The organism is Celeribacter sp. SCSIO 80838, assembly GCF_056498065.1.
This window is the reverse complement of the sequence record NZ_JAZKMA010000001.1, coordinates 1-19900: the sequence shown is the minus strand read 5'-3', so window position 1 is coordinate 19900 and position 19900 is coordinate 1. Positions and strand designations below refer to the sequence as shown.

17 protein-coding genes, 1 tRNA gene and 2 pseudogenes are annotated in these 19900 nt (G+C 62.6%); 10 read left to right on the top strand and 10 right to left on the bottom strand.

Annotation, left to right across the window (positions count from 1 at the left end):
• The first annotated feature begins 6 nt into the window (after nt 1–6).
• The 4 genes and pseudogenes from V1475_RS00100 to V1475_RS00085 all read left to right on the top strand — a co-directional run bounded on the left by V1475_RS00100 (nt 7) and on the right by V1475_RS00085 (nt 3869).
• Nucleotides 7–1071: an ABC transporter ATP-binding protein gene (locus V1475_RS00100; protein WP_479411130.1), complete on the top strand. Its 1065-nt coding sequence runs from the start codon at nt 7–9 to the stop codon at nt 1069–1071.
• The gene (locus tag V1475_RS00095) at nt 1064–1900 is read left to right on the top strand and encodes a glycerophosphodiester phosphodiesterase (RefSeq protein WP_479411129.1); all 837 of its coding nucleotides are present in this window, start codon (nt 1064–1066) and stop codon (nt 1898–1900) included. The genes V1475_RS00100 and V1475_RS00095 overlap by 8 nt, the downstream gene beginning before the upstream one ends.
• Nucleotides 1901–2009: 109 nt before the next feature.
• Nucleotides 2010–2144 (top strand): annotated as a pseudogene (locus V1475_RS00090) (IS3 family transposase); the annotation flags it as partial.
• Between the two features lie 321 nt (nt 2145–2465).
• Nucleotides 2466–3869, top strand: coding sequence for a dihydrolipoyl dehydrogenase (locus V1475_RS00085; protein ID WP_479411128.1), 1404 nt, complete (start codon nt 2466–2468; stop codon nt 3867–3869).
• A gap of 3 nt (nt 3870–3872) precedes the next feature.
• Here the strand turns inward: V1475_RS00085 and V1475_RS00080 are convergent, their stop codons facing one another.
• The 3 genes from V1475_RS00080 to V1475_RS00070 form a co-directional block, all read right to left on the bottom strand.
• Complete coding sequence (locus tag V1475_RS00080) at nt 3873–4301, bottom strand: GtrA family protein (protein WP_479411127.1); 429 nt, start codon at nt 4299–4301, stop codon at nt 3873–3875.
• A complete protein-coding gene (locus V1475_RS00075) occupies nt 4298–5734 on the bottom strand; it encodes a UbiA family prenyltransferase (RefSeq protein WP_479411126.1) in 1437 nt (478 codons plus the stop codon). The genes V1475_RS00080 and V1475_RS00075 overlap by 4 nt, the downstream gene beginning before the upstream one ends.
• A 180-nt stretch (nt 5735–5914) precedes the next feature.
• Nucleotides 5915–5988 (bottom strand) — tRNA-Cys (locus V1475_RS00070).
• A gap of 146 nt (nt 5989–6134) precedes the next feature.
• Here V1475_RS00070 and V1475_RS00065 point away from each other — a divergent pair.
• From V1475_RS00065 to V1475_RS00055, 3 genes are all read left to right on the top strand, one after another.
• On the top strand, nt 6135–6788 hold the full coding sequence (locus V1475_RS00065; protein ID WP_479411125.1) for a protein-L-isoaspartate O-methyltransferase family protein: 654 nt from the start codon (nt 6135–6137) through the stop codon (nt 6786–6788).
• A gap of 69 nt (nt 6789–6857) precedes the next feature.
• Nucleotides 6858–8249, top strand: coding sequence for a TolC family outer membrane protein (locus V1475_RS00060; protein ID WP_479411124.1), 1392 nt, complete (start codon nt 6858–6860; stop codon nt 8247–8249).
• Nucleotides 8250–8401: 152 nt separating this feature from the next.
• Entirely contained in the window at nt 8402–9619 is a 1218-nt protein-coding gene (locus tag V1475_RS00055; protein ID WP_479411123.1) for a hypothetical protein, read from the top strand.
• A 22-nt stretch (nt 9620–9641) separates the two neighbouring features.
• On the opposite strand, the gene V1475_RS00050 is transcribed toward V1475_RS00055, so the two are convergent.
• Nucleotides 9642–11093 carry a cobyric acid synthase gene (locus V1475_RS00050; RefSeq protein ID WP_479411122.1) on the bottom strand — a complete coding sequence of 484 codons (1452 nt, stop codon included), beginning with the start codon at nt 11091–11093 and terminating at the stop codon, nt 9642–9644.
• Between the two features lie 173 nt (nt 11094–11266).
• Nucleotides 11267–11587, bottom strand: a complete 321-nt coding sequence (locus V1475_RS00045) for a DUF6280 family protein (RefSeq protein ID WP_043868949.1) — start codon at nt 11585–11587, stop codon at nt 11267–11269.
• A 242-nt stretch (nt 11588–11829) separates the two neighbouring features.
• On the opposite strand from V1475_RS00045, the gene efp reads away from it, so the two are divergent.
• Nucleotides 11830–12393 carry an elongation factor P gene (gene efp / locus V1475_RS00040; RefSeq protein WP_434286331.1) on the top strand — a complete coding sequence of 188 codons (564 nt, stop codon included), beginning with the start codon at nt 11830–11832 and terminating at the stop codon, nt 12391–12393.
• 79 nt (nt 12394–12472) lie between these two features.
• Here the strand turns inward: efp and V1475_RS00035 are convergent, their stop codons facing one another.
• Nucleotides 12473–13318 (bottom strand): 3-oxoadipate:acetyl-CoA acetyltransferase, encoded by an 846-nt coding sequence (locus V1475_RS00035; RefSeq protein ID WP_479411121.1) that lies wholly within the window; start codon nt 13316–13318, stop codon nt 12473–12475.
• Nucleotides 13319–13442: 124 nt separating this feature from the next.
• Nucleotides 13443–14180, bottom strand: coding sequence for a CAF17-like 4Fe-4S cluster assembly/insertion protein YgfZ (ygfZ, locus tag V1475_RS00030; RefSeq protein ID WP_479411120.1), 738 nt, complete (start codon nt 14178–14180; stop codon nt 13443–13445).
• Here ygfZ and V1475_RS00025 point away from each other — a divergent pair.
• Nucleotides 14124–14885 (top strand): annotated as a pseudogene (locus tag V1475_RS00025) (glycosyltransferase); the annotation flags it as partial. The gene ygfZ and the pseudogene V1475_RS00025 sit on opposite strands and share 57 nt — an antisense overlap.
• On the opposite strand, the gene V1475_RS00020 reads toward V1475_RS00025, so the two are convergent.
• Nucleotides 14812–16725: an ABC transporter ATP-binding protein gene (locus V1475_RS00020; RefSeq protein ID WP_479411119.1), complete on the bottom strand. Its 1914-nt coding sequence runs from the start codon at nt 16723–16725 to the stop codon at nt 14812–14814. The pseudogene V1475_RS00025 and the gene V1475_RS00020 sit on opposite strands and share 74 nt — an antisense overlap.
• Nucleotides 16722–17429, bottom strand: a complete 708-nt coding sequence (locus tag V1475_RS00015; protein WP_479411118.1) for a phosphatase domain-containing protein — start codon at nt 17427–17429, stop codon at nt 16722–16724. The genes V1475_RS00020 and V1475_RS00015 overlap by 4 nt, the downstream gene beginning before the upstream one ends.
• A 182-nt stretch (nt 17430–17611) precedes the next feature.
• On the opposite strand from V1475_RS00015, the gene V1475_RS00010 reads away from it, so the two are divergent.
• Nucleotides 17612–18811, top strand: coding sequence for a pyridoxal-phosphate-dependent aminotransferase family protein (locus tag V1475_RS00010; RefSeq protein ID WP_479411117.1), 1200 nt, complete (start codon nt 17612–17614; stop codon nt 18809–18811).
• Between the two features lie 86 nt (nt 18812–18897).
• On the opposite strand, the gene V1475_RS00005 is transcribed toward V1475_RS00010, so the two are convergent.
• Nucleotides 18898–19900, bottom strand: a 1003-nt coding sequence (locus V1475_RS00005; protein ID WP_479411116.1) for a pyridoxal phosphate-dependent aminotransferase, incomplete at its 5' end; no start/stop codon positions are given.

The window sequence follows — 19900 nt, the reverse complement described above, 5'->3', positions numbered from 1 at the left end:
AAAACCATGGCTCAACTCACTCTCAAGAATATCGGCAAATCCTTCGATGGAACCGATGTCATCCGCGATATTTCTCTCGATGTGAAAGATGGCGAACTCGTGTGCCTTCTCGGACCGTCGGGCTCGGGCAAATCCACGATCCTGCGCATGGTCGGCGGGTTCGAGACGCCGGATCGCGGCAGCATTCTGATCGACGGTCAGGATGTGACCCGCATTCCGCCGGAGAAACGCCCGACCGGCATGGTGTTCCAAAGCCACGCGCTCTGGTCGCATATGTCGGTCGCCGACAACATCGCTTTCGGTCTGAAACTGCGCCGGATGCCGCGTCGTGACATTCAGATGAAAGTGGCCGAAGCACTCGAACTGGTGGGGCTTGCCGACTATGGCAAACGCCGGGTCTGGCAGCTTTCGGGCGGGCAACAACAGAGGGTCGCGATTGCGCGTGCGCTGGTGCTCGAACCGAAAATTCTTTTGCTCGACGAGCCTTTTGCCAGCCTCGATCAGCATCTGCGTGAACACCTTCGTGAAGAGCTGCGCGACATTCAGCGCCGTCTCGGCATCACCACGCTGTTCGTGACCCATGGTCAGGACGAAGCTCTGGCGCTGGCCGACCGGATCGTTGTCTTGCAAGGCGGCGAGATCGAACAGGTGGCCAACCCCGATCAGATGTATCGTGCGCCCGCGACGCGGTTTGTCGCGGGGTTCATCGGTTCGATGAACTTCCTCGCCTGCGACATGCGCGGCGGGCGCAGCGATCACCCGCTCTTTCAAATCGAAGCAAAGGTCAGCGATGGCCCCGTCGAACTTGCGATCCGGCCGGAGGCGATCACGGTTGTCCCCGATGCCCGTGCAGGCGCGCGCGTTCACCGGACAACCGACTATGGGACACATATCCTCGTGGACATTGAACTGGAGGACGGGACCCGGATCAAGGCCATGTGCCCGCCCGCCACGCGCCTCGCGACCGGCGAAACCGTCGCACTGCACGCCAGCCGTGTCGCCCTGTTTCGCGGTTCAGAAAAACTGGCCGATGTGACGTCGTCCGAAACACGGCAGGTCGAACATGTCTGACGCGCCCGTCGCACTGAACCACGCCAAGGGCCGCACTTGGCTCAAATGGCACCGGGGGCGCCGATGTGCCTCCGACATGGAGTTCGATCCGGCGCGGATCGTCGAGGGCATGCGCCTCGGGGCTTCTGTCGAGATCGACATCGTTCGTCATGCCGGTGGCGGGTTTGCCGTACTCCATGACGACACGCTGGATCGCGCGACGACCGGAAAGGGCCTCGTGTCCGACGCCACGGCGGTGCAGATCCGGACGCTCAGGCGGCGAGACAATGCGGGGCTCGCCACAGAGACGCCCATCGCTCTGCTCGGCGATCTCTGTGCGCATCTTTCCGGGACTCGCATCGGTGACGGTGCCCTGCTTCAACTCGATCTCAAAGAGACCTCAGAAACGCTCACGGAAGCCGACATTCACGCATTTGCGCAAAGTGTCGCGCCGGTTCAGCGCCATTTGATCCTGTCGGGCGGAGATGCGAAAGCCGTCACGCGGCTGGCACAGGCCTTGCCCGATATGCAGGTCGGACACGATCCCTGTCATTTCGGGACGAGAGAAGCGCTGGCGCTTTCCGGAAACGACACGGGCTTTGTGACGCGGGCGCTCGCTGAAGCAGGGCGGGCGGAGCTGATCTATCTCGACATCCGGCTCATCTTCGATGCGCTGGGGCGTGGTTTCGATATGATCGCGGCGTTTCATGCCGAGGGCCGCCGGATCGACGCCTACACGGTCCAAACCACCACGCCCGCGACAGTGGCGCTCTGCGAACGTCTGATGGAATTGGGCGTAGATCAGATTACGACCGACGATCCGGAAGGACTGTACGCCGCCTGTCGTTGATCTGAACGAAGGCGTCAGTTCCGTCTGGTATGGATCGGAAATAGCCGTGGGCCACTGAGCCTCTCCAGTTGCATGGGTCCCCCTATGTTTAAGAAATGGAGGGGCAGTTCTGGCCAGCAAGCGACCGAAGCCGGAAGGGCCGGAAGGGATCGTCTCGAAGTTACGGCAGGTTGAGGTCCTGATGGGGCAAGGCAGGTCTCGTCTGGATGCGATCAGACAGGTTGGCGTTGTTGAATACACCTATTGCCGCTGACACACTGCATCTCAACCGTTCGCGCTTTTGGTCAGGCGCTTCGGTTCCTTTGTGGTGCAGATGCGGCCTTTCGTGGCGGTCATGCTGGTGCTGCTGGTCGCCGGGCGCAACGCCAAACTGCCCGCCGCTCTGGGGGGCTGTGCGTGGGGAGCGCTGAGACGAGGTCGCACGGCCCGGGCGGGTGTCGTCTTGTCGCGTGGCGCGACGATTGTTCCGCGATAGATACATGTTATGACATCATCAGTTGAGCGAAGCCGTGCGGAGACCCCGGTCTCTGTGCGGCGTCGCAGAAGCATATAAAGGACATGTTTCATGACACGCAAAGTCGATGTGGCCATTCTCGGGGCCGGTAGTGCCGGTGTGACGGCACTTTTCACCTTGCTCAGGGCGGGCAAGAGCGTCGTTCTGATCAATTCCGGGCCGGAAGGCACCACCTGCGCCCGCGTCGGTTGCATGCCGTCGAAAGCGCTGATCGAGGTGGCGACGCTTTATCATGATCGGGAGCGCCAGAAAGCGTTCGGCCTGAGTGGTACGGAGGCGCTTGCCGTCGACGGGCCTGCGGTCATGGCGCGGGTGCGGGCGATCCGCGACAAGCTGGTGAACGGCTTCATCACGCGCACCCATAAACATCTCGACGAGACCCAGTTCATCGACGGCCATGCGACGATCCTCGGGCCGAACCGTGTCGCGGTGAATGGCGAAGAGATCGAGGCCGGGGCGATCCTCATCGCGACCGGATCGACCCCGGTTCTGCCCGCGCCGTTTCGCGCGCTGGGCGAGGCGCTTCTGACCACGGATACGTTTTTCGAACAACCGGATCTGCCGAAATCCATCGCAGTCGTGGGTCTTGGTGTGATCGGTTGCGAAATCGGTCAGGCGCTGGGCCGTCTGGGTGTCGAGGTGCACGGTTTTGACGCCGCGCCGGTGATTGCCGGGATCAAGGACCCGGTGGTGGCCGAAGCCGCCGCCGAATGGCTTGGGCGGGATATGTCGATCACCCTTGGCGCGAGCGTCGAGCCGAAGCTCGAAGCCGATGGCACGGTCACGATCTCGGCGGGCGGTAAGACAGTGAATGTCGAACGCGTGCTTGCAAGCATCGGGCGACGCCCCAATGTCACCGGTCTGGGGCTTGAGACCCTCGGTGTCGAGTTGGACGGCCACGGCATGCCCGCTTACGACCGCGAGACGCTACAGATCGGCGATCTGCCGGTCTATCTGACGGGGGATGCCAATGCCGAGCGGCCGCTGCTGCATGAGGCCAAGGACGAGGGCAAGATCGCCGCACTCAATATTATCGCAGGCAGCCGGAAACCCTTCCGCCGCCGCGTGCCGCTGGGGATGGCCTTCACCAGCCCGCAGATCGCCACAGTCGGCGCGTCTTTCGACTCGCTCGATCCGGAGCAGATCGCCATCGGTGTTGCCTCTGCGGAAGGCAACGGGCGTTCGAAGGTCAAGGCGGAGACCGCAGGCACGATCCGGGTCTATGCCGACAAGAGCTCGCTGAAACTTCTGGGTGCGACGCTGGCGATTGGCGCGGGCGAGCATATGGCGCATTGGCTGGCGCTGGCGATCGAACAGGGGCTGACGGTGGACGCCTGTCTCGAAACGCCGTTCTACCACCCGGTGCTCGAAGAAACCTTGCAAGACGCGCTGATGAGCTGTCTGGCGAACAGCGGCCATAAACTGCCGCACCCGCCGGGCCTGACGCCCGCGTAAGGATCAAAGGCTCGACCGGAACACATAGCGCCGGTCGAGCTGAAACTTGACCACATAGCCAATGGCGAGGCCGAGGATTGCACCGGCCTCGCGCGCAGTGGTGCTGTGCCAGAGCGCCCAGGCCCCGGCCTCCATGCCCCAGAAAATCGCCGTCGTGATCAGCCCCATGGCGGTATAAAGCCCGAATTTGCGACCATGCGCCCGTGCACCGCCCTCGCGGTCGTTGAAGATCCAGTGCTTGTCGAGCAGGTATTTGACGACAAGCCCGATGCCGGTGCCCGCGATGAGCGCCACAAGCAGCGCGCCGGGGCCGGGCCAAAGCGCCAAAGCGATCCGTTGCGTTCCGAGGTTGGCCAGAGTGGCGAGAACGGCGAAGGTCCCGTAGCGCAGGACCAGAGCGGGCAGGGGCAGGGGCAGGGATGTCGTGCTCATAGCAAGGTGCCGGCGACCCCGAGGGCGAAGATGAGGCCAAAGCAAATCAGGCTGACCCTGTCTTTCGCGGCATAAAGTACTGGATCGTCGTTCATCTGACCGCGATGGGTGGTCATCACCATGCGGCTGATCCAGTAGAGCAGCACCAGACAGGCCCCCCAGAGAAAGCCCGGCTGCGGATACATCTCCAGAACATGCGGCGCGCTGATATAAAGCGCCATGACGAGGACGGAGACATAGCCGGAAGCCAGCGCCATCATCGTCACGATGGGCACGTCCTCGACATGATAGCCACGCCCATGGGCCTTGAGCTTGCCGGAATTGCGGCTGTCGACCAGCTCGGCCTGACGTTTTACGGCGGCGAGCGAGAAAAAGAAGAAGATCGAGAAAGCCAACAGCCAGACCGACATCGGAATGCTCGCGCTGGTGCCGCCCGCGAGAATGCGGAGGGTGTAAAGCCCCGCAAGCGCGAAAATATCGACCACCAACTGGCGTTTGAGCCAGAGCGAATAGGCCATGGTCAGCACGTAATAGGCCAGCATGATGACAAGAAAATGCGGCCCGAGAAGGATCGCCGGGATCAGCCCTGCGATCAGCAGCGAGGCCGCCATCACCGTGCCGCGCGCGATCGGGATGGTGCCTGCGGCAAAGGGCCTAAGCCGCTTGCGCGGATGCGCCCGGTCGCCCTTCAGGTCGAGAAGATCGTTCAGCACATAGACCGAGGAGGCGATGAGGCTGAAGGAGGCAAACGCCACACAGGCGAGGAAAAACACCCCGACGTTCAGCTCATGCGCGGCCAGCATCGGCAGGAAGATCAGCAGGTTCTTGAGCCATTGATGCGGGCGGATCGCCTTGGCATAGGGGCGCAGGTCGCGGGTGTAGGGCGTCAGATGCTCGATGGGCCCGTTGCAGGCGACGCGCGCCTGAAGTGCAGGTCTGGCATTTACCGTGATCGCCCCGCCCGCCACCTTCCAGACCGGCAGGTCCGTCGGATGATCGCCCATGTAGATGAAATTGCCCGCGCCGAATTCCGAGACGAGACGCACGGCCTTGGCCGGACCTTTGAGATTGCAGTTGCCATCGGAGCCGATCACGACATCGAAGAGGCCGAGGTGTTCCGCGATCCGCTCGGCAAGGATTTGATCGGTTGCGGTCACAAGCGCGGTGCGTCCACCTTGTGCGCGCCAGTCGCGCAGGCGCTGCAACACGGTCTCGTCATAGGGGAGGGTCGCGATGTCGACATCGGAGCGCTCCGCCAGAAGCCGTTTGAGCGCCGCCTTGCCCCGGATGAACGCTCCGAATGCGCGAAACGGTACGGACCAGTCCCTGGCAAAGCCGGACCAGAAGCTCTCATGCAGCATGTCCGAACGCAGAACCGTGCCGTCGAGATCGACCACGAGGGTCTGGAGAGGGAGCTGAGAGGCCTGTTCCAAAACGACTTTCCGGGCAGCGACACGCTATGATGCCGAGACTGAAGGCGGGGAGGGGGCATGTCAATGCCGCAACGGGGACGCCGAGGAGGAAGGGGCTGATGTACGCGTCAGACCGGGGGCACGGACCACATCATCTCTCCCGAAATGCGGAAATTTCATGTCCCGAAGATGTAGGGGGGATGGAGGCGAGTAGGAGAATCGAACTCCTGTACACGGATTTGCAATCCGCTGCGTCACCACTCCGCCAACTCGCCGAAATGGGTGAGGCGGTGTCTATACTATGGTCAGACACTGTGCAACCGCCATTTGCGCGATTTTGTGAACGCATTGGGATGTTGCCCCGACCGCAGGCTTGTGGCAAAACGGCGCGGACACGTCCTTGAACGAAAGAGTTCAGCCCATGGCAAACTTCACCCAGCTCCGCACCACGATGGTCGACACTCAGGTTCGCCCCTCCGATGTGACCAAGTTCCCCATCATCGAGGCGATGCTCACCGTTCCGCGTGAGAATTTCGTCCCCGCCGGCAAGCGAGAGGCGGCCTATGTGGGCGAGCATGTCGATCTCGGCCAGGGCCGCGTGGTGCTCGATGCGCGGGTTCTGGCGAAGATGCTCGATGCGCTGAACATCCAGAATGACGAAATGGTGCTCGATCTGGGGTGCGGGCTTGGCTATTCCTCTGCCGTCATCGCGCGCATGGCGCAGGTGGTGGTCGCGGTCGAGGAAGATGCGGAACTGGCCAAGGACGCTGCGGCGGCTCTGGCCGAGAACGGTTCCGACAACGTGATCCTCGAAATCGGAGAGATTGCCGTAGGGGCAGCTCAGCATGGTCCGTATGATGCTGTGATCCTGCAAGGCGGGGTTGAGGAAATGCCTGAGGCCATTCTGTCGCAGGTGAAGGAAAATGGCCGCATCTGTGCTATTTTTCTCGACGGAGCCCTTGGCATTGTGCGTATAGGGTACAAAATAGGTGGCGAAATCACTTGGCGCATGGTGTTCAACGCCACGGTGCCGATCCTTCCGGGATTTGAAAAACGCGCGAAATTCGCGCTCTGATGCAGGACGTGCGATAGGCCGGGACGGCCCCGGCGTTCGAAGATAACAAAGGGGCAGAGGCCAATGAGCATGAGCAGACAATTGAAAAAGACCCTTTTCGCCGGTGTTGCGGCGTTGGGCATTATGGCAGGGCCGGTGGCGTCCTGGGCGGAAACGCTCGGCGATGCGCTGGCCTCGGCCTACAAGACCTCCGGACTTCTGGAACAGAACCGCGCCACATTGCGTGCCGCCGACGAAGGTGTGGCCTCGGCGCTGTCCGATCTGCGCCCGACGCTGTCCTATTCCTACGAGATTGGCAAATCCAAAAGCTATCTGACCGACGCCTGGAGTGACTGGAGCGATACGCTCGCTTTCGTGGCCTCCATGGACATTTATACGTTCGGGCGCAACAAGCTCTCGATCGACGTGCAAAAAGAAGTCGTCCTCGCGACACGTGCGTCTCTCGTGAATGTCGAGCAGACCGTTCTGGCCAATGCGGTCGACGCCTATATGGGCGTGCGTGAGGCGCAGGCGCTACTGAACCTGCAACAAAGTGCGGTGCGTCTGAATCAACAGAACCTCAAGGCCGCGCAGGACCGCTTCGACGTGGGCGAAATCACCCGCACCGAAGTGGCGCAATACGAGGCGCAGCTCGCTTCCGTGCGCGCCGATCTGGCCGCCGCGCAAGGGACGTTGTCGGCTGCGCGCGAGACTTACAAGGTTGCCGTGGGGCATTACCCGCAGTCGCTTTCGACCCCGCCGACCATCAAACTGCCGGTCTCCTCGCTCGAGACTGCCGTGACCACGGCGAAACAGCGTCACCCGGGGATCATCGCACTGCAACACCAGGCGGCGGCACAGGATCTTGCCGTGACCATCGCCGAGCGCAACATGTTGCCGACCGTCTCCGCCGATGTGACGCAAAGCTATGCCGACGATTTCGACAATGACACCACCTCGGTGGGCGTCGGCATCTCCGGTGTGATCTATTCCGGCGGGGCCGTCGCCTCTGCCGTGCGCGGTGCCATCGCCGATCGCGACGCGGCCCGCGCCGAGTTGCTGCAAACCACCCGCGAAGTGGAGCAGGGCGTGCGCACCAACTGGGCGATGATCTCGGTCTATGCCGCCTCCGAAGAGGCGTCGAACGCCTATGTCCAAGCCCAACGCGTTGCCTATGACGGGGTCAAGGAAGAGGCCGATCTCGGCGCCTCCACCACGCTCGACGTGCTGAGCGCCGAACAGGATCTGCTCGACGCGCAGGTCGCCGCCATTCAGGCCCGCATCGCCCGCGAGACCCAGGTCTATTCCGTGCTGCAATCTCTCGGCATGCTGACCGTCGAACAGCTCAAGCTGAACGTGCCGGTCTACGATCCGGCGGCCTATTACAACGCGGTGAAAAATGCGCCGACGCGTTACGTTAGCCCCCAGGGTGAAAAACTCGACCGCGTGCTGCAAGGGCTGATGAAACAGCAAGGCCAGTAAGCGCGGCCCCATGCCTTCGAACCCCGTGCGGAGATCGCGCGGGGTTTTTGCATGTTTGGGGCCATGGAAACGCACGGCGTTTTAACGATCTATTGTGTGTCTGCGCGAAGCTGGCTACCATTGAGGGTAGGTAAGACGGGGCAGGAGTCGGCATGTCCGATGCGATGACAAATACCGAAGCGGATGAGGTCCTTGCCTCGATCCGTCGGCTTGTGGCGGAGACCCATGGTCATCGGCCCGTGCCGGTGTCTGCGCCAGTGACAGCCGCTGTGCCGTCCATGGATGTTCGGGAAACGGCCGCAGTAAAGCCTCACTCCGAGCCTGCGGCGCAAGCGCTGGTGCTCACCCCCGATTTCCGCGTGCGCCAGAGCGCCGTGCCCGAACCGGTGGCTCAGGCCCCCCTCGTTCTGGAGCCGCTTCCAGACGCGGCGACCGCCGAAGAAGGGGCTGCGGAGCCGTTGATCCTGTCGCCCGATCTCGCGGTGCATCTGCCGGATGAGGTCGCAACGCAGCAGACCGGGATTGAGGGCGTGGAAAACCCGACGCTCGAAACCCTCATCGCCGAAGAGGTGCAGGCGGAAGCGCGGGCGATGACCGCAGCCGCTGAGACGGCGGAGGCCGACTGGGCCGAGGCGCTGGATGACACCCCCGACGCGGAGGCCGCCCGCCATGTCGCGCGTCTGACGCTCGAGCAACGCATTGCCGAACTCGAGGCCGCCGTGGGCGCGCAGGGGCTCGACTGGGAACCCGACGGGTCGGAGGATCTCGACGCGGAGATCCCGCGTGAAATGCCCCGCGGTTTCATCGAACCCGGCGCGCGGGTTCTGCATTTCCGCGCCCGTGAGGCGGCACCGCTTGTGGACGCTCAGGGCATGGATCATTTCCGCGATGAACAGGTTTCCGACGAACCGGTCGCTGAGGATCAGGCACAGGATATGTCGGCGGATGCGTGGTCGGGGGACAAGGATGACGCTGCGATGAGCCAGAGCGAAGAGACGAAACCGCTGTCCGATGAGATCGGCGATGCCATCGCCGATGCCGAGGTGATCGAGGAAACCCCCGCGCCGCAGGCCGGGGACACGCCCGAACCCCTTGAGATGCCAGCCCCGGACGCCCAGACCCCGGAGGTCGAAGATCTCGGAGCCGCGCCGGAAGTGGCGCACGATCCCGATCCCAGCCTCGAGGAAGAACTGGCGCTCGCGGGCTATGCCGATGAGGATATCATGGATGAGGAGGCGCTGCGCGATCTCGTGGCGCAGGTCATCCGCGAAGAGCTACAGGGTGAGCTGGGCCAGCGTATCACCGCCAACGTTCGCCGTCTCGTGCGCCGCGAGGTGCAACGCGCGCTCACCCTGCGCGAGTTCGAATAAGTTCGGGTAAGTTCGGGCGCGTTCAGACCTCTTGCGCCAAAGCGTAAAGCGCATCGAGGTCCAGATGGGCTTCGAGATGATCTGCGAGGCGGTCGAGCGTCTCCTCGACCCCTGCGTCGAAATCCGTCATTCCCCCCGAGAGGCCGAAGCGTTCGAGATACGCCGCACGGAACGCATCCGAGCTGAACAGCCCGTGCAGGTAACAGCCGCGCACCCGACCGTCCGGGCTTTGCGCCCCCTCGGGTCGGCCTTCGAGCGTGAGCCAGGCGCGTTTCATATCCGCCCCGTCCGTGCGCCCGATGTGGATCTCATAGGCCCTGACCTCGGTGCCGGACGCCAGATCGGTCGCCGTCACCTCCGCCAGCCGCTTGTCGCCCTGCATCCGGGTGCCGACCTCCAGAAGTCCAAGCGCCGCGTGCCGACCGGGGTGCCCCTCGATGCCTTCGGGATCGTCGATCCACTGCCCAAGCATCTGATATCCGCCGCAAATCCCCAAAACATGGCCGCCACGCCGCAGATGCGCTGCGAGGTCGATGTCCCAGCCTTGATCGCGAAAGAATTTCAGATCGCCGATGGTCGATTTCGTCCCCGGGATCAGTACGAGCTCGGCATCGCCCGGAAGCGCGCGCCCCGGTTCGACAATCTCCACCGTCACATCCGGCTCGGCGGCCAGCGGGTCGAGATCGTCGAAGTTGGCAATCCGCGAAAGTTTCGGCACGGCGATTTTCACCCGCCCGTCGCCGCGTGAGGCGATGTCCATCACATCCTCGGCAGGCAGGCGATGGGCGTCCTGAAACCACGGCACCGTGCCGAGATCGACCCAGCCGGTGCGACGGGCAATCTCTTTCGACCCTTCGGCAAACAAGCTCACATCGCCGCGGAATTTGTTGACGGCAAAGGCTTTGATCCGGTCGCGGTCCTCTGGCGGCAACACCGCTTGCGTGCCGACCAGTTGCGCGATCACGCCACCCCGGTCGATGTCGCCGACCAAGACGACCGGCACGCCCGCCGCCTCGGCAAAGCCCATATTGGCAATGTCGCCCCGGCGCAGGTTGATCTCCGCCGGGCTGCCTGCGCCTTCGATCACCATGAGATCGACACCGGAGGCCAGCCGGTGGAAGCTTTCGAGCACTTTCGGCATGAGATTGGGCTTTTCCTTGCCGTAATCGCGCGCCTTGAGCGTGCCGACGCGTTGCCCTTGGACAATCACCTGCGCGCCCTGATCGGTTTCGGGTTTCAGCAGGACCGGATTCATGGCCGTATGTGGCCGCAATCCACAGGCCCGCGCCTGAAGTGCCTGCGCCCGCCCGATCTCGCCGCCGTCTGCGGTCACCGCGGCATTGTTCGACATGTTCTGCGGTTTGAACGGTGCGACCTTGAGACCCCGTCGGGTGAAGGCGCGCGCAATCCCTGCCACAAGCATGGATTTCCCGACATTCGAGCCCGCCCCCTGGATCATGATCGCCTTGGCCATGCCGTCCTCTCTTTTCTGCCGCGCGTCCTGAGTAGTGAAGCGGCCTTGAAGAGGGAAGGGGTTTTCTGATGGCACAAATACTCATGCCGCGGCAGCAAAACAAATCGGCAAAAGAAAAGACGCGCCAGCGAGCAGCATGGCGCGTCTTCTTCAAAATGGCAGAAACGGCGCGCCTATGCGGCTTCCGCAGCCTCCTGGGCGTGACGGCGTTCGCTTTCCTCGCGCGACAGCGCGACGGAGGTACGGATGCCTTTGGAGACGAATTCCATCAGACCGGAAACGACGCGCTCACACGGGTCGATACCGGCACAGGACAGAACCTCACGGCCATCGCGAGACCGCGCCCAGCGGGCGATCTGTTCCGGGCCGTTGCCATATTTCTTGTCATCGGCAATCGCATCATCGAGCGCAGCCAGCACAACCGCAGCAAACAGCTTGCGGGCGCGTTGTCCTTGCTCGTAATTGAATGCGGTGCCATCCACGAACTCAGCCATGGTTTTTCCTTGTTTTATTGCTCTTGTCTTTCTGGCGTGCAGCGCCTTATGACAGGTTTGTGTCGATTCGGGTACGCCTGATTTGCATATCTCCTATGCGTTCAGAGCATGGTGAGTGCTGGTCCGTCACCTGTTCCGAAATCTCCGCCTCCTATCGCGCCACGTGTCAGCATGCTTGTCAGCCAGCGACTCGCCAGATATAGGGTGCGCTGATCCATCTTCAACCAATCGCGTATAGTCAAATGCCCAAAATCAACGGTAACGAAATCCGCCCCGGCAACGTGCTGGAGCATGACGGGGGCCTCTGGGCCGCTGTGAAAGTCGATCACGTCAAGCCCGGCAAGGGCGGTGCCTTCGCTCAGGTCGAGCTGAAGAACCTGCGCGATGGTCGCAAACTCAACGAACGTTTCCGCTCCGCCGACAAGGTCGAGCGCGTGCGTCTTGAGCAGAAAGACATGCAGTTCCTCTACGAGAGCGACGAGCTTTTGCACATCATGGACACCGAGACCTACGAACAGGTCACGATCCCGGCCGACATCCTCGGCGAACGTCGCCCCTTCCTTCAGGACGGCATGACCATCGTCGTGGAATTCCACGATGCCGAGGCGTTGAACGCCACCCTGCCGCAGAAGGTCATTTGCAAGATCGTCGACACTGAGCCGGTCGTCAAAGGTCAGACGGCGGCAAACTCGTTCAAACCGGCGATCCTCGACAATGGCGTGCGCGTCATGGTTCCGCCGTTCGTTGGCACCGACGAGGACATCGTCGTGAACACCGAGACCATGGAATACTCGGAGCGTGCATAACGCTCCAAAGGTTTCAATAGAGTTGAAAAGTAAAGCCGCTCCCTCGGGGGCGGCTTTGTTCATGGGCGCTGAGAGGCGATCAGCCCGCGCGCAGCCCGAGGATCTTGCGCGCCTGCGACGGCGTGGCGATCGGGCGCCCGTAGCGTTGCGCGGCATTCACGGCCAGTTCCACCAAAGCGGCGTTCGAGGGCGCCAGCGTGGTTTTGTCGAGGCGGATGTTGTCCTCAAGCCCGGTGCGCAGATGCCCGCCTGCTGCCGCCGCCCAGTCGTTGAGGTCGCGCTGATGCCGACCGATCCCGGCGGCGCACCACGGAATATCGTCGCCAAACAGGTATTTCACCGTCTCGACATAGAAATCGAACACGCGTTTCTCGGCGGGCATGGCGTTTTTGACGCCCATGACGAATTGCACATAGGGCCGCGCCCCGATCTGGGCGCGCTCCATCATCTCATGCGCCTTGTAGATATGCGACAGATCGAAAGCCTCGATCTCCGGCTTCACACCATAGGTTTTCATCTCGGAGGCGAGCCAGTCGACGAGATCGGGCGGGTTCTCATAGACGCGGGTCGGGAAGTTGTTCGACCCGACCGAGAGCGACGCCATCGGCGGGCGCAGGTGCAACATGCCGCCGCGCGCCTGACCTGCGCCGGAGCGCCCGCCGGTGGAGAGTTGCACGATCATGCCGGGGCAATGGAGCTGAATGCCCTCCATCAACCGCGCAAACCGTTCCGGATCGGAGGTCGGTTTGCCCTCGTCGTCACGGACATGGCAATGCGCGATGCTGGCTCCGGCCTCATAGGCCGCGTGCGTGCTCTCGATCTGTTCTTCGATGGTGATTGGCACGGCGGGGTTGTCCGCCTTCGTGGGCAGCGAGCCGGTGATCGCCACACAAATGATACAGGGTTTGCCCGCGACATCGCTCATGATCGCCTCTTCCTTTCCATATGACGGCCCCGAAACGGTGGCCTGCAAATCGCCTCCCAAACGGCGGATGAGGGTATCATGCCGCCGCCTGAGCGGATTGAACAGAAAAGAGTTTTCGATTCAGTTAAACGGTGAGCGTGGCATCACCGGCCCTGAGCACGCCCTTGGCCCGGTCGAACCGCAGATAGGCGATTGCGCGCCCGCCCGACTGGGTGAAAAGCGTGCCGGCGGTCTTGCCGTCTTCGGTCACAATCTCTGTGCCGACAGGCGCGTGGCCTTCAATGCCGACGGTCGCAAGCCCCTTGCGCAGCTCGGTCTTGTGCTTCATCCGGGCGGTGACCTCTTGGCCGACATAGCAGCCTTTGCGGAAATCCACGCCGTGCAGCCGCTCGAACCCTGCCTCCAAGATGAACGTGTCGGGCGTCAGCTCCGCGCCGAATTCGGGGATGCAGAGCGCCACGCGGATCGCGTCCCAATCGGCCTCCTCCGAGGGCCGCCCGTCATAGGCGCGCCAGCCCATTTCCGGGGCACGCGGGTCCTGAACCGTGCCTTCAGGGGCAGGGCCGGGACCTCGCGACACCGGGCGATCCGTCAGCGCAAGCGCCACCTTGGCGCGGAGTTTGTACATTGTGAGCCGTTTCATAAGCATCTCGGCTTGGGAGGCGGGCACGTCCATCAGGATCGCCTCGCCTTCGGGCACCAAAAAGAAATCGACGATGAATTTGCCCTGCGGCGTCAGAAGGGCCGCGTAAACCGCGCCGTCCTCAAGACGCTTCACATCGTTGGTGATCAGCCCCTGAAGGAAATGCAGTCGGTCTTCGCCGGTGATTTCAATGACTTTCCTGTCGTTTTCCGTCGCCACTGTGTCGCCCCTGCACTTTCTTGCCTTGTGTCTCTTCATATAGGAAGGGGGAACCAAACGAAAAGCTGCAACCTTGCCGGACCCCCTATGCGCGCGCCGATTTCCGTCATCATCCCGACCCTGAATGCCACCCCCGGTTTGCGCGAGACGATGTTGTCGCTGATGGAGGGGCTGGACGCCGGGTTGGTGCGCGAATTGATCCTGACGGATGGCGGATCGACGGACGGGGTGGAGAAGATGGCCGATTTCGTCGGGGCCGAGCTTGTGATTGGCGGGGCCGGGCGGGGCGGGCAGCTCAAACGCGGAGCGGAGCGGGCCGAGGGCGACTGGCTTTTGGTGCTGCACGCCGACACATGGATGCCCGAAGGCTGGGCCGAGGCGGTGGTGCAGCATCTGGCAAAGAACTACGACAAGGCGCTGGTGTTTTCTCTGTCCTTTCGGGATGCCAAAGGCTTTTGGCCGAAGATGACGGCGGGCTGGGCCAATCTGCGTACCAAACGCTTCGATCTGCCCTATGGCGATCAGGCTTTGCTGATCTCCCGCGAGCTGTACGACGAGATCGGGGGGTACGGGGATATGCCCCTGATGGAGGATGTCGATCTCGCACGCCGCCTCAAAGGCCGCCTCGTGCTTAGTCCTTTGCGCGTCCGAACAGACCCATCACGTTACCGAACATCCGGCTGGTGGCGCCAAGGAGCCCGGAACCTTTTCCGTCTTCTCCGTTTTCGCCTCGGGGCCGACCCCGCGACGCTTTCACGGGGCTACCGTCGATGACCGTGCGCCCGTCGGAATATTGCAGCCGGTAAAGATCGGCATACAAGCCGCCGCGCGCCAGCAATTCCTCATGCGTGCCTTCGTCCACCACGCGGCCTTTGTCCATCACCACGATCTTGTCGGCATTCTTGATGGTCGAAAGCCGGTGCGCGATCACCAATGTGGTGCGCCCTTCCGACAGTTTCTCAAGCGCTTGTTGCACGATCTTTTCGGATTGCGCATCGAGCGCCGAGGTCGCCTCGTCCAAAAGCAGAACCGGACGGTCGCGCAGCACGGCGCGGGCGATCGCCACACGCTGCCGCTGCCCGCCCGAAAGCCCGGAGCCACGCGGTCCCACCGGCGTGTCGAGCCCGTGATCGAGTCGTTCGGCAAAGTCGGCGACATGGGCGGTGGTCAGCGCGGCCTTGAGCTTCGCCTCATCGACCTCCGCCCCCATCAGCACGTTGTCGCGCAGGCTCTCGTCGAACAAAAGCGCGTCTTGCGAGACCACCGAATACAGCCCGCGCAGGGTCTTCAGATCGAGCGCGGTCGTGGGCACGCCGCCGATGGTGATCTTGCCGGTCACCGGATCGGCGAGCCGGGTCATCAGGTTGAACACCGTGGATTTGCCCGCGCCCGAGGCACCCACGAGCGCTGTGGTCTTGCCCGCCTCCGCCGTGAAAGTGGTGCCGCGCAGCACCGGGCTGTCGGCATAGGCGAATTCGACATTCTCGAACCGGATATCGGCACGCGACGGCGGCACCGGCAGGGCGGTGGGCTGGGCGGGGGAGGTGATCTCCGGGCGCTCCTCGAAAATCGCGTAGATGCGCTCAAGGGACGCGCGCGCCGCCTGCCAAACGCCGGAGACGTTGCCCAGCCGACGGAGCGGTTCGAAGACCAGCGCCATGGCGGTAAAGAACGACATGAATTCGCCGACGGTCTTGGTGCCTTCGATAATCTGATGACCGCCGTAAAGCAGCACGCCAAAGAACCCGAGCCCCGCCACGAGGTCCATCAGCGCGGGAATGCCCGCCTGACCGGCTTCGGATTTGATCTGGGCGCGGACCATCTGGGAAATTTCGTCGTGGAACCGTCCGGCTTCGCGCTTTTCCGTGCCCGAGAGCTTGATCGTCGTGGCACCGTGGAAAATCTCGTCGAGCCGGGTCGACACCCGTGCAGAAGCGACGCGGGCGATCCGCGTGGTGCGCCGCACCAGCTTTTGCAACATGGTCACCGGCACCGCCAGAAGCGGCGTGCCCGCCACCGCAATGAGGGTCCAGCGCCAGTCGACCGAGACCGCCACGATCAGAAGCGAAATGAGCGAGATGATGTCGCGGGCGACAACGGCCAGAATCGTGCCCCAGACGGTCGCCGCCGCCGAGGAATCGCCCCGCGTGCGCTCGATCAGCGTGCCCGGTGAATTGTCCTGAAAGAACTTGCCGTCGAGCGTCAGCATATGCGCCACGAGATCGCCCTGAAGCGCGGCGGCCACCTTTTGCCCGACACGGGACATGATCACACGCTGCCCGAAAGACGCCACGGCGCGCAGGCTGAACACGCCGAACACCGCCAGCGCCACCCAGAGCACCGCACTCGATTGCCCGGCGACCAGCACCTTGTCGAACATCGGCTTGATCAGATAGGACAACGCACCCAGCATCGCCCCCTCGGTGGACATCAGCAGGACCGCAATGAAAACATAGCCCAGATAGGGCTTGAGATAGCCCCGCCACAGCCAGGAAATCAGCTTCAGCGATGGGATTTCGGGAATGTGAGGCTGTGCGGGTTTCATGGGAAGGACCTGAAGGTTTTGAACTCTCGAGCGGCTTTGCGATCGTAACGGGTCAGGAACCACTCGCGGATCGGGATCGGACCATGGGCCTCGACGTCCTTTTCATACATGCCGAGGATGTAATCGAGAACCCCGGTCTTGGTGCTCTTCAGATGCATGAACCGCGGAGACAGCATCTTTTTCGCCTCCTCGATCGAGGCGCCTTCGCAATGCAGAAGATACAGCGCCGCCGCCATCCCCGCCCGGTCAGCCCCGGATTTGCAATGGATCAGAAAGGGCTTCTCCAATGAGGCCAGAATGTCGATCTGTTCGACATAATCCTCGGCCGTGAGCGCCGTGCGCGCGCCCGCTTTCTTGGTGATGACAAGGCGAATGCCATGCTCTTCGCAGGCTTGGCGTTCCAGAAGCGTATAAGACACATCCTTGTCGCCCCGAAGCGACAGAATCGTCTTGATCCCCATCTTGGCATAGCGCGCGATGCGTTTCGGAGACGGCTGGTTCGACCGCCAGGCACCCGGCGCGAATTCATGGAGATTGGTCCAGATCCCGCGCAGGAAAGCATGGTCGAACAGGTGGAAATGCCACATCGCCAGCCGCCTTGTGCGCGGTGTCGAGATGTCATTGCCAAAGGCGCCGACCTCGGCCCGTTCGAGTTTCTTGAACCCTTTTTTCAGCGTCTTGAACATACGGGACCGTTTCATCATGGATCGCGCCTCTTTAGCTTTCTTTGACCAATGGGGCAAGCGACGGGCTTTGCGCGGCTCGGAGCCATGCGCGAAGCCGTGCCGCCTTGCAAAGCCGCGCACCCGATGTGACGGGCCGCGCCATTGACCTGCGCCTGCGGGAGGGTTACCGCTTGGGCCTCTCTTTGACTTTGAGGTTTTCCATGTCCCTTGCCAACGGCCGCCACTATCTCGCCATCCCCGGTCCCTCCGTGATCCCCGATCCGGTGTTGCAGGCGATGCACCGCCCGGCGCCGAATATCTATACCGGCGAACTCGTTGAACTGACCCATGGCCTCGTCCCCGATCTCAAGACCATCGCGGGCACCAAGGAACATGTGGCGATGTATATCACCAACGGCCATGGTCTCTGGGAAGCGTCCCTCACCAATATGATCTCCCGTGGCGACAAGGTGCTTGTCTGTCTGACCGGCAATTTCGGCCATGGCTGGGCCGATGTCGCCCGTCGCCTCGGTGCCGATGTCGAGACCATCGAATTCGGCAAACATGCCCCCGTCGATCCGGCCCGTCTCGAAGAGGCTCTGCGCGCCGATAAAGATCACAAGATCAAGGCGGTTATGACCGTTCATGTCGATACGGCCACCTCCGTGCGCAACGATGTCGCCGCCATGCGCAAAGCGATCGACGCCGCCGGTCACCCGGCCGTTTTCGCCGTCGATTGCATCGCCTCTCTGGGCTGTGACCGGTTCGAAATGGACAATTGGGGCGTCGACGTGATGATCGCCGCCTCGCAAAAAGGCCTGATGACCCCGCCGGGCATGGGCTTTGTCTGGTTCTCCGAGAAGGCCCGCGTGGCCGGGCAGGGCAACGATCTGCGCACGCCCTATTGGGACTGGGAAACCCGTGCCAAGCCGGTGCACCTCTATGAATATTTCGACGGCACGCCGCCGACCCATCACCTCTACGGTCTGCGTCAGGCTGTGACGATGATCCTCGACGAGGGGCTGGAAAATGTCTGGGAGCGTCACGCGACGCTGGCGCGCGCCTATTGGGCGGCGGTCGACACCTGGGGGCAGGGCGGCAATCTGCGCTTCAACATCGCGGAGCCGGAATATCGCTCGCATGCCGTGACGACGCTGAGCCTCGGCGGCCCGGACGGCACGCGCCTCCGGGAATGGATGACCGAACATCTCGGCATCACTTTGGGGATTTCGCTGGGCTTCGGTGAGATCGGGTCTGACGAGGCTGCGGGTTATTTCCGCATCGGTCACATGGGCCATATCAATGCGCATATGGTGCTGGGGATCATCGGTGCGATGGAAACGGCCTTTACGGCGCTGCAAATTCCGCACGGCACGGGGGCCTCGCGCGCCGCGGCAATGGTTCTGGCCGAGCGGGTCTGATCTCGCGCCCGACAGCCAAAACGATAAAGGCGCCCTCGGGCGCCTTTTCCTTTGATCTTTGATTGAGGCGCGCCAGCCTAAATCTTTCAGGCCAGATCGGCCAGCGCCAGAGGCAGCCGTTCGGCAAACACCGCGATCTCTTCCGGCAGCCCGACCGACACGCGAATACACCGATCCAGCGGCGCAACCCCCGGCATTCGAACGAACACGCCATGGGCATCGAGCGCCTTCACCAGCGCACGGGCGTAATCGCCATCGCGGCCGCAGTCCATGGTGACGAAATTGGTCGCGGAGGGCAGGGGCGTCAAACCGTTCAATTGTGCGATCCGTGCAAGTTCTGCACGCCCTTCAGCGACCCGTTCAAGGGTCTCGGCAAGATAGTCCTGATCCGTCAGCGCTGCCAGAGCGCCGACCTGCGCCACCCGGTTCACACCGAAATGGTTGCGGATCTTGTCAAAGGCCGTGGCGATGTCGCGATGCGCGATCCCATAGCCGATCCGCGCACCTGCCATGCCATAAGCTTTTGAAAAGGTGCGAAACCGGATCACACGTTTGTCGGAGGTGTCGAGCGCCGGACGAGTATCCTCCGGCGCAAACTCCGTATAGGCCTCGTCGAGGATCATCAGGCATCCTTCGGGCACTGCCTCAATCATCGCCTGCACGGTTTCGGCGGAATGCACCGAAGCCATTGGGTTGTTCGGATTGGACAAGTACACCAGCTTCGCGCCGACCTCTTTGGCCTTGGCAATCAGGGCCTCCGGGTCCTCATGTTCGCCTTTATAGGGCACGGTATGAAGCACGCCGCCGAACCCCGCCACATGGTAGTTGAATGTCGGATAGGACCCCGCCGAGGTGACGACCGCATCGCCCGGCCCAACGTAAAGCCGCACCAGATTGCCCAAGAGCCCGTCGATGCCCTCGCCAACCGTCACCTCCTCGGGCGCGATGCCAAGATGCGCGGCAATCGCAATCCGCAAATCGCGGTTCTCCGGCTCGCCGTATTTCCAGATGCCGCTCAGACTCTCCGACATGACCGCAAGCGCCTTGGGCGACGGGCCGAAGGACAGCTCATTGGCCCCAAGCCGGGCC

Excerpts from the sequence above, each read along its gene's own strand:
- V1475_RS00010 (WP_479411117.1), top strand. The coding sequence starts at position 17,612 with ATGTCCCTTGCCAACGGCCGCCACTATCTCGCCATCCCCGGTCCCTCC.
- V1475_RS00015 (WP_479411118.1), bottom strand. The coding sequence starts at position 17,429 with ATGATGAAACGGTCCCGTATGTTCAAGACGCTGAAAAAAGGGTTCAAG.
- V1475_RS00020 (WP_479411119.1), bottom strand. The coding sequence starts at position 16,725 with ATGAAACCCGCACAGCCTCACATTCCCGAAATCCCATCGCTGAAGCTG.
- V1475_RS00100 (WP_479411130.1), top strand. The coding sequence starts at position 7 with ATGGCTCAACTCACTCTCAAGAATATCGGCAAATCCTTCGATGGAACC.
- V1475_RS00035 (WP_479411121.1), bottom strand. The coding sequence starts at position 13,318 with ATGAGCGATGTCGCGGGCAAACCCTGTATCATTTGTGTGGCGATCACC.
- V1475_RS00065 (WP_479411125.1), top strand. The coding sequence starts at position 6,135 with ATGGCAAACTTCACCCAGCTCCGCACCACGATGGTCGACACTCAGGTT.
- V1475_RS00045 (WP_043868949.1), bottom strand. The coding sequence starts at position 11,587 with ATGGCTGAGTTCGTGGATGGCACCGCATTCAATTACGAGCAAGGACAA.
- V1475_RS00085 (WP_479411128.1), top strand. The coding sequence starts at position 2,466 with ATGACACGCAAAGTCGATGTGGCCATTCTCGGGGCCGGTAGTGCCGGT.
- V1475_RS00080 (WP_479411127.1), bottom strand. The coding sequence starts at position 4,301 with ATGAGCACGACATCCCTGCCCCTGCCCCTGCCCGCTCTGGTCCTGCGC.
- V1475_RS00060 (WP_479411124.1), top strand. The coding sequence starts at position 6,858 with ATGAGCAGACAATTGAAAAAGACCCTTTTCGCCGGTGTTGCGGCGTTG.
- V1475_RS00050 (WP_479411122.1), bottom strand. The coding sequence starts at position 11,093 with ATGGCCAAGGCGATCATGATCCAGGGGGCGGGCTCGAATGTCGGGAAA.
- efp (WP_434286331.1), top strand. The coding sequence starts at position 11,830 with ATGCCCAAAATCAACGGTAACGAAATCCGCCCCGGCAACGTGCTGGAG.
- V1475_RS00095 (WP_479411129.1), top strand. The coding sequence starts at position 1,064 with ATGTCTGACGCGCCCGTCGCACTGAACCACGCCAAGGGCCGCACTTGG.
- V1475_RS00055 (WP_479411123.1), top strand. The coding sequence starts at position 8,402 with ATGTCCGATGCGATGACAAATACCGAAGCGGATGAGGTCCTTGCCTCG.